Raw genomic sequence first — 424 nt, 5'->3', positions numbered from 1 at the left:
GCTGATGGATGGCGCTTCCCAGACGTCCAACCGGCTGAATGCCGACACGATTGTTCGGCTGCCGCCGTCGATCCGTCGTCCAGGCTATGACCGGTCGCGGCTCCGTCCCGGCATTCTGCATCTCGGTGTCGGCGCCTTCCATCGCTGCCACCAGGCTGACTATACCGATGATACGCTGGAAGCGTCGTTCGGTGATTGGGGTATTGTCGGGGTCAATCTGAAACCGCCGGCTATTTCGGCTGTCCTGGATGAGCAGGACGGTTTTTATTGCCGCGAGCTGCGCGACAATGGCCAGGTGGAGCGGCGATTGATCGGCTCGATCGTCGAGACGATTTCGGTGCTCGATGACGGATATGACGAACACCGCCTGACACTCGGCCGCGCGATTGCCCGGGCCGCATCGCCGGATATCCGGCTGATCAAC

The 424-nt window shown here is 61.6% G+C and carries 1 protein-coding gene; it reads left to right on the top strand.

Features of this window, described 5'->3' with window-relative positions; genetic code table 11:
- A partial coding sequence (locus AC1D0P_RS30340; RefSeq protein ID WP_477680124.1) for a mannitol dehydrogenase family protein occupies positions 1 to 424 on the top strand: 424 nt, incomplete at both ends.

The sequence above is a fragment of the Polaromonas sp. P1_G2 genome, from assembly GCF_056405515.1.
The sequence above is the reverse complement of the archived record's forward strand: the minus strand, read 5'-3'. Positions and strand labels throughout refer to the sequence as shown.